Source organism: Haloferax profundi, assembly GCF_001469865.1.
Lineage (GTDB): Archaea > Halobacteriota > Halobacteria > Halobacteriales > Haloferacaceae > Haloferax > Haloferax profundi.
In genome coordinates, this window is record NZ_LOPV01000204.1 from 1 (window position 1) to 10,492 (window position 10,492).

Annotated in this window: 15 protein-coding genes; 8 read left to right on the plus strand and 7 right to left on the minus strand. The window is 60.7% G+C overall.

Annotated elements, in window-relative coordinates:
- The 3 genes from AUR66_RS10470 to AUR66_RS10480 all read left to right on the plus strand — a co-directional run.
- On the plus strand, window positions 1-490 hold a 490-nt coding region (locus AUR66_RS10470; RefSeq protein WP_394326256.1), incomplete at its 5' end, for a phenylacetate--CoA ligase family protein.
- A 55-nt stretch (window positions 491-545) separates the two neighbouring features.
- Window positions 546-932, plus strand: coding sequence for a PaaI family thioesterase (locus AUR66_RS10475; protein ID WP_058572376.1), 387 nt, complete (start codon window positions 546-548; stop codon window positions 930-932).
- A gap of 104 nt (window positions 933-1,036) precedes the next feature.
- A complete protein-coding gene (locus AUR66_RS10480; protein ID WP_058572377.1) occupies window positions 1,037-2,485 on the plus strand; it encodes an aldehyde dehydrogenase family protein in 1,449 nt (482 codons plus the stop codon).
- Window positions 2,486-2,685: 200 nt separating this feature from the next.
- Here the strand turns inward: AUR66_RS10480 and paaE are convergent, their stop codons facing one another.
- From paaE to paaA, 5 genes are read right to left on the minus strand one after another with little or no spacing between them, the layout of a single operon-like run.
- Window positions 2,686-2,856: a 1,2-phenylacetyl-CoA epoxidase subunit PaaE gene (gene paaE, locus AUR66_RS21930; RefSeq protein WP_197409734.1), complete on the minus strand. Its 171-nt coding sequence runs from the start codon at window positions 2,854-2,856 to the stop codon at window positions 2,686-2,688.
- Window positions 2,857-2,858: 2 nt separating this feature from the next.
- Complete coding sequence (gene paaD / locus AUR66_RS10485; RefSeq protein ID WP_058572378.1) at window positions 2,859-3,284, minus strand: 1,2-phenylacetyl-CoA epoxidase subunit PaaD; 426 nt, start codon at window positions 3,282-3,284, stop codon at window positions 2,859-2,861.
- On the minus strand, window positions 3,277-4,149 hold the full coding sequence (gene paaC, locus AUR66_RS10490; protein ID WP_058572379.1) for a 1,2-phenylacetyl-CoA epoxidase subunit PaaC: 873 nt from the start codon (window positions 4,147-4,149) through the stop codon (window positions 3,277-3,279). The genes paaD and paaC overlap by 8 nt, the downstream gene beginning before the upstream one ends.
- Window positions 4,149-4,478 (minus strand): 1,2-phenylacetyl-CoA epoxidase subunit PaaB, encoded by a 330-nt coding sequence (gene paaB / locus AUR66_RS10495; protein ID WP_058572380.1) that lies wholly within the window; start codon window positions 4,476-4,478, stop codon window positions 4,149-4,151. The genes paaC and paaB overlap by 1 nt, the downstream gene beginning before the upstream one ends.
- Window positions 4,479-4,491: 13 nt before the next feature.
- Window positions 4,492-5,439 carry a 1,2-phenylacetyl-CoA epoxidase subunit PaaA gene (paaA, locus tag AUR66_RS10500; protein ID WP_058572381.1) on the minus strand — a complete coding sequence of 316 codons (948 nt, stop codon included), beginning with the start codon at window positions 5,437-5,439 and terminating at the stop codon, window positions 4,492-4,494.
- A 103-nt stretch (window positions 5,440-5,542) separates the two neighbouring features.
- Here paaA and AUR66_RS10505 point away from each other — a divergent pair, with 103 nt between their 5' ends.
- Both AUR66_RS10505 and AUR66_RS10510 read left to right on the plus strand, forming a co-directional pair.
- On the plus strand, window positions 5,543-6,181 hold the full coding sequence (locus AUR66_RS10505; RefSeq protein ID WP_058572382.1) for a helix-turn-helix domain-containing protein: 639 nt from the start codon (window positions 5,543-5,545) through the stop codon (window positions 6,179-6,181).
- 75 nt (window positions 6,182-6,256) lie between these two features.
- Entirely contained in the window at window positions 6,257-7,021 is a 765-nt protein-coding gene (locus tag AUR66_RS10510; protein WP_058572383.1) for an enoyl-CoA hydratase/isomerase family protein, read from the plus strand.
- 18 nt (window positions 7,022-7,039) lie between these two features.
- Here AUR66_RS10510 and AUR66_RS10515 read toward each other — a convergent pair whose 3' ends face one another.
- Together AUR66_RS10515 and AUR66_RS10520 are read right to left on the minus strand one after the other, a co-directional pair.
- Window positions 7,040-7,915, minus strand: a complete 876-nt coding sequence (locus AUR66_RS10515) for an amidohydrolase family protein (protein WP_058572384.1) — start codon at window positions 7,913-7,915, stop codon at window positions 7,040-7,042.
- A 382-nt stretch (window positions 7,916-8,297) separates the two neighbouring features.
- A complete protein-coding gene (locus AUR66_RS10520; RefSeq protein WP_058572385.1) occupies window positions 8,298-8,924 on the minus strand; it encodes a class I SAM-dependent methyltransferase in 627 nt (208 codons plus the stop codon).
- Between the two features lie 81 nt (window positions 8,925-9,005).
- Here AUR66_RS10520 and AUR66_RS10525 point away from each other — a divergent pair, with 81 nt between their 5' ends.
- From AUR66_RS10525 to AUR66_RS10535, 3 genes are all read left to right on the plus strand, one after another.
- Window positions 9,006-9,374 (plus strand): rhodanese-like domain-containing protein, encoded by a 369-nt coding sequence (locus AUR66_RS10525; RefSeq protein WP_058572386.1) that lies wholly within the window; start codon window positions 9,006-9,008, stop codon window positions 9,372-9,374.
- A 69-nt stretch (window positions 9,375-9,443) separates the two neighbouring features.
- Window positions 9,444-9,911, plus strand: a complete 468-nt coding sequence (locus tag AUR66_RS10530) for an FKBP-type peptidyl-prolyl cis-trans isomerase (RefSeq protein WP_058572387.1) — start codon at window positions 9,444-9,446, stop codon at window positions 9,909-9,911.
- Window positions 9,912-10,027: 116 nt separating this feature from the next.
- On the plus strand, window positions 10,028-10,492 hold a 465-nt coding region (locus AUR66_RS10535), incomplete at its 3' end, for a universal stress protein (RefSeq protein ID WP_197409735.1).

Sequence of the window (10,492 nt, forward strand, 5' to 3'; positions counted from 1 at the left end):
CGACCCCGACACTGGCGACCCAGTGGCCGAAGGTGAGGAAGGCGAACTCGTGTTCACGACACTCACGAAACAAGCCCTTCCAGTGCTCCGCTACCGCACGGGCGACTTGACGACCCTCGACTACGAGACGTGTGACTGCGGGCGCACCGCCGTCCGAATGGACTCGGTCACGGGCAGAGCAGACGACCTACTCATCGTCCGCGGGGTGAACCTCTATCCGAGCGAAGTCGAATCGGTCGTCCTCGAATTCGACGAGGTTGCACCACACTACCGCATCGACCTCCGACGAACGGACAATCTCGACCGTCTCGACCTGACCGTCGAACTCACAGACGGCTTCGACGGGTCGCGCGACGAACTCAAACGGCGCATCCGCAAGCGCCTCTCGAACGTCCTATCGTTCAATCCTGACCAAGTGTCTCTCGTCGAACCGGGCGGTATCGAGCGGACGAAAGTCGGGAAAGTTCAGCGAGTCTACGACCACAGATGACGAATCTACGCATAGCCGTCGAAACCAACTTAACACACACCAGAGATACTGAACCATGGACATAGAGGAGTTCTTCGAGAGCATGCCGTTCGCCCAGTTGCTCGGCGTCGAGATTACCGACGTCGAGGACGGACACGCAGAGGGCTACATCGAGATGCGCGAGGACCTGTCGTGGAACGCAGACCGGGTAATGGCCCACGGCGGCGTCACGTTCACACTCGCAGACACCGTCGGCGGGGCGGCACTCGTCAGTCGCGTCGACCAACCAGTCCCGACGATAGATATGCGCATCGACTACCTGAGTGCAGGGACCGGTGACCTCCGAGCAGAGGCAGACGTGGTCCGTCTCGGCGGCGACGTGGGCACTGTCGACGTCGACGTGTACGCGACGACAGACGACACCCTCATCGCCACGGCCAGAGGCGTGTACAAGACTGGGTGACCACGGACCGCCACGCTGCGACCCGAGTGTACTATCTGAGACGGCGGCCCCAAACATCCGTAATCATAAATGATTAATATTCGGGGGCGAAACCGTATTTTGTAATGGAATACAGTGGCCCGACGAGTCTCTACATCGACGGAGACTGGGTAGATGCTGAATCTGGCGAGACCATCGAGACGTTCGACCCTGCGACGGAAGAACGCTACGCAACGGTCGCCTGTGCCGACGAGACGGATGTAGACGCCGCTGTCGAAGCAGCGAAGTCTGCCGCGGCACGCGGAAGCGAGTGGCGTACGATGGACCCATCCACGCGTGGTGAGAGACTCCGGGCGATGGCCGATGCCATCGCAGCACGGAAAGACGAGATTTCGCTCGTCGAGTCCCACGACAACGGGAAGACGCCGTTCGAAGCGGGGATGGAAGTCCAGATGGTCGTCGACACGTTCCGTTACTACGCTGGCTGGACCGACAAGGTGACCGGTGAGTACAACGCCGTACCCGGCGACCGCGTGAACTTCACGACGCGCGAACCACTCGGTGTCACCGGCCACATCGTCCCGTGGAATTATCCCTTCCAACTCGCCGGGCGAAGTATCGCCCCTGCACTCGCCTGCGGGAACACCGCTGTCGTGAAGCCCTCCAGTCAAACCCCCCTTTCGGCGCTCTACTACGGTATCGCGGCGGAAGAAGCAGGTCTTCCCGAGGGCGTCGTCAACGTCGTCCCTGGAAGTGGCTCGAAGGCAGGGTCGGCCCTCGCCTCTCACCCGGATGTCGAACACGTCACGTTCACCGGCAGCACCGAAATCGGCAAGCGCGTCATGGCCGACGCCGCAGAGAACGTCACCGGTGTCACGCTCGAACTCGGCGGCAAAGGTCCGCACGTCGTCTTCCCCGACGCCGACCTCGACGCCGCCGCCAAGGGCGTCCACTACGGCATCTTCATGAACGCAGGGCAGATGTGCTGGGCCGGGTCGCGACTCCTCGTCCACGAGGACGTCGCCGACGAACTCGTCGAGAAGATTGTCCAACGCGCCGAGGCGACGCCCCTCGGGTCCGGCATCGACGACGACGGCCGAATGGGTCCCGTCGTCAGCGAAGACCACATGGAAGACGTCCTCGAATACATCACCATCGGTGTCGAAGAAGGCGCAACCGTCGCCTGCGGTGGCGGCGTCGACGAAGAGAAAGACGCCGGGTACTTCGTCGAACCGACCGTCTTGACCGACGTGACGAACGACATGACCGTCGCCCGCGAGGAGATTTTCGGCCCCGTCCTCTCCGTCATCGAGTTCAGCGACCAAGAAGAAGCAATCGAACTCGCCAACGACTCGCCGTACGGCTTGCTCGCCGGCATTTGGACGCAGGGACTCTCTCGTGCCCACCAGGTCGCCGACGCTCTCGACTACGGAATGGTCAGCGTCAACGAGTATCCGGTCACGTTCCCGCAGACGCCCTTCGGCGGCACGAAGCAGAGCGGCCACGGTCGCGAACAGGGCGAAGAAGCAATTCGTGAGTTCACGCAGGCGAAGAACATCAACCTCAACATCTAACCGGCCTGCTGCTGTCGGCGAGTGACGACTGCGTGATTTCTCTCACGGAAAGCACACGCGGCCATCTCGGTGCCTGCTGATTTTCCACGTATCGCCGCACACGTGGTGCGGCGCTTTGCCCCAACAGTCGTGGACGAGTAGTGCTGCTGCTCGGAGTACTCGGTTACGTTCGAAAATAACACGGGAGTGTTTCGAGTCGTTCAGCCGAACTTCTCGAACGGTTCCTGACAGTCGTTGCAGAAGTGCATCGACCGACAGAGCGACGGGCCTTTCGGGTGCTCTCGTTCGGTGTTCGTCCCGTCACAGTACGGGCACTGGGCACCCTTCGTCTCGCCCGTCGTCGTCACACTCGGGTCGAATGAGCGTCGCATGGTTACACACTCAGGCCGAATTCGCGCAGGTCTTTGCGTCCCTGTTCGGTCACCATCGCGGTGGTCCACGCGGGACTCCACACGAGATTGAGCATCACGTCTTCGACGCCGTCGACGGCGCTGACGGCGTTGCGGATGTCGTCTTCGAGCATGCTCCGTGCGGGGCATCCGGTGTACGTGAGGGTCATGTCGATTCGTGCTTCGCCCGTCTCCGTCTCGACCCCGACGGCGTAGATGAGACCCAGGTCGACGATGCTGATGGGCATCTCGGGGTCTTCGACCGAGTAGAGGGCGTCCCAGACGTCTCGTTCGATACCGACTGCACCGTCGCCGGTAGCCGGGAGTTCGTCGTGGGGCGTGCCCTCCGCGTAGTCCGTGTGTGCACAGAGGTTCGCGTCGGTCTGGTCGGGGTCGAATTCACTACTCATCGTCTGGGTCCTTCATAATCTTCATCGCCGAGTGGCGACCGAGTTCACGGTAACTCTTCGTAAACTCGTCGAAGAGGTCGAACCAGGCGTCGGTGTGGGTCTGGTCACGACCTGTTTCGTCGGGGAGGTCGAAGTCCGCGTGGTGGACGTCGTACTGTTCGGGCAGTTGTGCTTCCTCGACGTGCAGTCCAACGGATTCGAACGTCGCGACGACTTCGTCGAGCCACGACTCACGCATGGAGAGGAGGTTCTCCGTCCGCAGGCCGAGTTCGTCGATACGTTCTTCTATCTCGTCGTCGGTCGGCGAGAAGAGCGTCAGCGCGTACGGGAGGAGGCGGTCGACTGCGTCCTGCATTCGTGCTCGGGTGTCGTCGTCCTCACAGAGGCGTTCGAGCCAACTCCGAGCGTGTTCGCGGTGGTAGCGCTCTTCGGAGAGCACCTTCTCCACGCGGTCACGCAGACGCGGGTACGACGAGTCTTCGAGCGCCTTGAGACGGACGAACTCGGCTTCGTCGTAGAGGTACGACCGGACGACCAAATCCGCCCAGTCACCCTCGTCGAAGGGAAGTTCACAGAGCGTGCTGTGTCGCCAGTCGCCGGCGTCGCGTTCCCAGATGAGGTCCTGTTCTTCGTAGCCGAAGTCTTCGAGCAGGTCGTACCAGAGGCGCGCGTGCCCGAGTTCGTCCTGTGCGATGTTGGCGACGGCGATGTCGGACTCGATAGTCGGGGCACGAACTTGCCACTCGGTGTAGCGTTCGGCGATGACGAACTCGTCGTCCGCCAACCTGTGCAGGAGCATCTCGACCGCTTCGCGCTGTTCGTCCGAGAGGTCCTGCGGACCTGGAAGTTGTTGTGCTGCTGCCATCAGTCGTCACCGTCCGCGACGGCCCGTCGCTGTTGTTCTGCTTCTGCCTGTTCGTCTTCGGACGCAGCGACTTCCTCTGCTGCGGCCTCGAAGTTGTACGTCATGGCCCAGCGGTACGACTTGTCCGTCGTGCCGCCAAAGGCGACGTCTTCGGTGTCGACTTCACCGATTTCGTCTTTCGGGACGACCCACAGACTGTTGGTGGGCATCCGCCGTGCGTGTTGTACTTCTGCGAACAGCAACGCCATCTCCCGGTCGGGTGCGTGGACGTTGCCGCAGTGCGTGTGGTAGTCGCCAGCCTTCTTCTGTCGGAATACTTCCCAAATCATCGAATCACTCCGTTTAGTCCGCCGCCTGTGGGCTTTCGCCGCCACCGTACAGGCGCTGTTCGTGGCTATCCATCGATTCACGGACCCAGGCGACTGCTTCCTGAGCCTTCTTGCGGCCGTCGATTTGGCCGAGTCCGGGTTCGTACTCGTTCTTCGCAATCTGGAAGAACTCGTCCCAGTTCAGTTCGTCTTCGGCGACGTTGTAGGTGCCATCGTCGTTCTTCTCGATGGTCGGCGTGTCCGGGATTTCGAGCCCGTACTTCTCTGCTTTCGGGATGTAGGTGTTGAGGAACGCACGGCGCAGTTCGTCGTTGGACTTCTGCTTGAGGCCGACTTCACTGGCGAACCCGTGGTGCGTCGACTGCTTGTCGGTCGGACCGAAGAACTGGATGATACGCGGCCACCACTTCTCGAAGGCTTCCTGCGCCATCTCCTGTTCCTTCTTCGACCCGGTCATCAGTTCGTGGAGCATCGCTTCGCCGTGCTTGACGTGGAAGCCCTCTTCGAAACAGACTTTGTCCATCGCGTGGGCGTAGGGTTCCCACGAGGTGCTCTTGAGCGTCGCCTGCCGGCGCATCGCGGCACCGTCGACGAAGAACGCAATCATCGGCGTCTCGACCCACGACTCCATCGGGTAGTGGAAGCAGTTGAGGAACTTGCCCTGCCCGTTGGCGAGTTCGTCGAGCATCTCGTCACGGGTCTTGATGCCCAGACTCTCTGCGGCGCGGTAGAGCAGTTGACCGTGTCCGAGTTCGTCTTGCACCTTCGCCGAGAACGCCAGTTTTCGTTCGAGACTCGGTGCTTGACGGATGAAGGGTCGTTCGAGGTACGCACCCATTATCTCACTGTTCGCGTGGAACTGTATCATCCGGGTCGCGGCCTTGCGGTACTCCTCCGGCATCTCGTCTTTCGGAGAGAACTCGCGCGGTCCCGCCCGTTCTTTGACAGTTTCGAGGTCCATCGGTATACACAGAACTATCACGGATAACCACTTACGAATTGGCCCGTCTATAGACTGCCTTTTTATACACGTAGTGTGTAGCTACGACCGAGTTGATGCAAACGTGATAGATGAGTGCCTCGTCGCAGAGTTCCGCATCGACGGGGACGACTGCCCTCTCGCCAGGGCGACGACGAGCGTCCCGGTGACCATCGATGCGAGCGCACCACAACTTCGGGCCGACGGAAACGTCTTGCTTCACTTCACCGCACCGCCAGACGACAGACTGCCCGACGTTCTCGACGAGGACGATACCATCCGGTATCTCCACGTCACCCGCACCGACGACGCCTACACCTATCGGTGCCTCTCGAAACACCCCTGTGTCGTCCACGAACTCGTCGACGTCGGATTCCTCGTCGAGTCGATGCAGTACAGCGACGGTGGGGCCACGATGCGCGGTGCAGTCGTCGGCAACGAAGTCCTCCGTGGTGTGATGGAGAAAGCGGGTCAAACGGTCGGTATCCAACTCCAGCGTGTCTATCCGCTTCGAACCGACGAGGAGTCGACCATCGGCCGCGCGTGGGAACTCACGTCGGCCCAAGAAGAGAGTCTGGAAGTCGCGTACGAGATGGGGTACTTCGACCTCCCGCGAACGATTACGGCTGAAGATGTGGCCACCGAACTCGGTATCAGCAAGTCGGCGTTCCTCGAACGATTGCGGCGCGCCCAACACTCAGTGTACGGCGTGCTGTTTGGGTAGCAGACAGACCTCCTGTATGCGTTCCCAGAACCCACTTCCGCGAGGCTATTTACCTCGTGTCCGTGTAGCGGGAGTATGCGAGTCGAAGACGAAGACGGAATTCGGACGATTACGTTCGACCGACCCGAGGTCAAAAACGCGTTCACCGCCGACGTCGCACGGGAACTCTCGGAAGCACTCGAAGCAGTCTCGTTCGACGAATTCGACGCCGTGGTGGTGACCGGTGACGGAGATGCCTTCAGCGCGGGCGGAGACATCGAAGCGATGGCGGAACGCGACGAGACGGCACGCGAAGCGTACCAGCGTGTCCGGGAGACACTCGGCCGCGTCGCAGAAGCGATTCTCACTGCTCCGGTCCCCGTTATCGCCCGCGTCAACGGCGACGCCGTCGGCGCGGGGATGTCTGTCGTCGCCGCCTGCGACTTCGCGTACGCCGTCCCAGAGGCACGGTTCGCCGCGTCGTTCGTCAATGTCGGATTGGTCCCCGACGCTGGCGCGACGGTGACGCTCCCCGAACTCGTCGGCCTCCGGGCGGCCAAAGAGTTGGCATTCACCGGCAAACTCATTTCGGCGGACCGCGCCGCCGAACTGTCCCTCGTCAACGAAGTCGTCGACGCCGACGAACTTGACGCCGTCGTAGACGAGACAGTCAAGACACTCGCTTCTCGTCCGACCGAGACGCTCGCTCTCGCGAAAGAAGCGATTCACGCGAACCTTGGCCGCCCGTGGCGAGACGGCCTCGAACGAGAAGCGCAAGCGCAGACGCTCGCGTACGACACCGACGCACACGAAGAAGGCGTCTCGGCGTTCTTGGAGAAACGCCGCCCGAATTTCGACTGAAGTGCTGTTCGGTGTCGGTCAGTTCAGTCCGAGGAACTCCTCGGCGTTCTCCCAGAGAACCTTCCGCTTGACCTCGTCGGGCGCGTCGAACGACTCGTCGAACGACTCGAACCACGTCTCCGGCCGAATCATCGGGTAGTCGGTACCGAACATGACCTTGTCCTGCAGTATCGTCTTCGCGTAGTGGAGGACCTGGTCGTCGATGTACTTCGGAAGCCACCCCGAGAAGTCCATGTAGACGTTGCCCTTCTGCTGGCAGATGGCGAGTTGCTCTTTCTCCCACGGGAACGCCGGGTGGGCGATGAGAATCTGTAGGTCGGGGTGTTCCGCTGCGACGTCGTCGATGAGCATCGGGTTGCCGTACTTGATTTTGAGGCCACGACCACCGGGTGACCCCGCACCGAGCGTCGAGTTCCCGCCGTGGAAGATGACGGGGACCCCGAGGTCCTCGATAGTGTCGAACAGGTCGGTGTGTGCGTCGTCGCTCGGGTCGAAGCCCTGTGCGATTTGCTGGAACTTGAACCCCGAGAGCCCCAGGTCTTCGACACAGCGGATTGCTTCTTCGACGCAGTCGTCTTTCAGCGGGTCGACGCTGCCGAATCCGACGAAGAAATCCGGGTACTCGTCACGAATCTCGGCGACGTAGTCGTTCGGAACTGGTGGGTTGCCAGTGTTCGTCTCGGCGTCCCACCCGAGCATGATTGCCTTCCCGATTCCGTACTCGTGGTACTCCTCTATCATCGCCTCGTAGTCCCACGTCTCCATCTGGGTGCCGAACTTGTTCGCCGCGTCTCGCATCATCTCGCCGCCGGCGTCCCGAAGGAACTCCGCCGTCGGTTGGTGTGCGTGCGTGTCGATTATGCGCGGCTCGTCGAGCGAATCCCTCACGGTCATCGATAGACGACGGTTGCCCGACGATAAAAATCGAACGGAGAATCTCACGTCCCGCGAGAAGGGAATGGGTGGGTGCGACGGTGATGGCGGCCGACGCGAGTACGTGTTCGTCGTGAACCCCTCTAAACGTCCAGCCAAACAGATTAGGGGAGGCTGAAGGAGACAGTCGAACGTCGACGCCACGAGAGTGTCACAAAATAGAATAGATTAACATACGATCAGTATTTGTACTTATATGGAAACGTCGAGAAACACGACACTCAGCACCAAAAAATAGTATTTACATACGTAACGAGGGGCAAACACGATACAATGTTTGGTAGTCTCGAGATGATTCCTACACAGACTCCGAGACACATAGTAAATCCATAATACTAGCTATTCACTCATGTTCTTTCGGAAGACGGTCCCAGTGACGACTCGGGTACGACTGTGTTGGACCGTGGGAGTTCCGCGCGACGATGGTCGCCGTCGCGGACGTTCTGTCGTCTCGCTCTTCGGTCGATTCCTCGTAGTAGAGGACGGTCATGTCGAGACACGCCCGAAGGAGTTCGTTCGACTGAAATCGATACCGGTCGGTGCTCGGTCCGACCGTCGCCGGTGACGACGACTGCAAGTGGTGCTGGTAGAAGAGGATACCACCCGGTTTGAGCGCCGCCTTGATGTCGCCCAACCGGTCGAGTGTCCGAAAGAAACTGAGAGTGACGACGTCGTATGCCCCCACGGGATACTCGTACTCGGTTGCGTCGGCTTGCACGGTCTGTACACGGTTCGAGATGTCGGCCGCAGCAGCGCGTTCGTCGACGATTTCGAGGCCAGCGGCAGACTGGTCGAGGGCGTCGACGTCGTAGCCGTGTTGTGCGAGGAAGATGGCGTTTCTCCCGGTCCCGGCCGCGACGTCGAGTGCACGACCGTCGGGGAACGTGTCGACGTACGCACGCAACACTGGCGACGGTTCTGGGTCTGTCGGATACGTTCCCTCGCTGAATCGTTCGTCCCACTTGTCCATGAGGCGACTACGGACGCCCCCGTGTTGAACGTACGTCTCGAAGCGCCAGCGCTTTGCGACTCGCCACGCTCAGTGAGAATAATGGCGAAGATTCGACCCGACGAACTCGACGCGCGGTTGGACGACGACACGGGCCCGTTCGTCCTCGACATCCGGCCGGAAGACCACTACCGACGTGGCGCAATCGACGGCAGTCACAACGTGCCAGTGTACGACGACGTTCGGTCGGGAGACGAAGATACCCTTCGCCGGCACCTCGACGACATCCCACGCGACAGGGACATCGTCGTCGTCTGTAAGATGGGTATCGTCGCGAAGCGAGCGACGAACATCCTCCAATCGGAAGGATACGACGCGACGACGCTCGCCGGTGGAATGAGCGGGTGGAGAGGCTACCAGAACGGGTCGGTCGGATACAAACTCCGCTCCCTCTTCTGGCGTCTCTTCTGAGACGAGCACTCACGCCTCTCGTTCGCACACATACTGCCTTTTATCCGTGTCCAGCAGAGAATGGATACCATGACGATAGAATCTGGCGACGCTGTCTCTCTCGAATACGTTGGCAAACTTCCCGACGGGACTGTCTTCGACACGTCCCGACAGGACGTAGCAGAAGAAGCAGGACTCGCAGAGTCGCAACCGGACCGCGACTACGAACCGCTCACCGTCGAAGTCGGCGCTGGAACTGTCATCGAAGGCCTCGACGAAGCGCTCGTCGGCATGGAAGTCGGTGACGAAGAGAGCATCGAGATTCCGCCCGAGAAGGCCTACGGCGAACCCTCCGAAGACCTGGTTCGTGAACACGACACCGAACAACTCCGCGAAGTGCTCGGTGACGACCCCGCTGTCGGGATGTACGTCCAGACCCAACAGGGTGGCCTCGGCGAAATCGTCGATGCAGACGACGAAACCGTCCGCATCGATTTCAACCACCAACTCGCCGGCGAGACGCTCGTCTTCGACGTCGAAATTCTCGACGCGAACTGAGCGTATCCGGCGGAGATACCGTTTTTTCGACGACGTACCCGGGGAACGTACCCACCGAGTAGTGTCGACCTCGCCCGTCGAAAGCACTTATCTGCGAGCCAACCAACATGTACACCATGTACGAGCGCATCCTCTTTCCGGTCGACGAGACCACCGAGTCGAGCGCGATTCTCCACCACGCCAGCGAGATTGCACACTGGTCCGACGGGATGGTACAACTCCTCTACGTTGCCAACACTGCCCGAGACAGCGTCACACTCGTCGACAACGAAGTCGTCGATGCGCTCGAACGGCAAGGTGAAGACACCGTCGCAGAAGCAGGGGAGATTCTCGACACGCTCGGTGTCGAGTACGGAACCGACGTCGTTCAGGGCAACCCGGCACCGACAATCGCCGAGTACGCCACGAAATATGGGTACGACCTCGTCGTGATGCCCACCCACGCCAGACACGGAATCACGCGACGAATCCTCGGGAGTGTCACGGAGAAAGTCGTCCGTCTGTCGGAGGTACCCGTCCTCACCGCACGGATGGTCGACGACGACGAATTAACCTTCCCGTACGACGAGATTCTCGTCCCG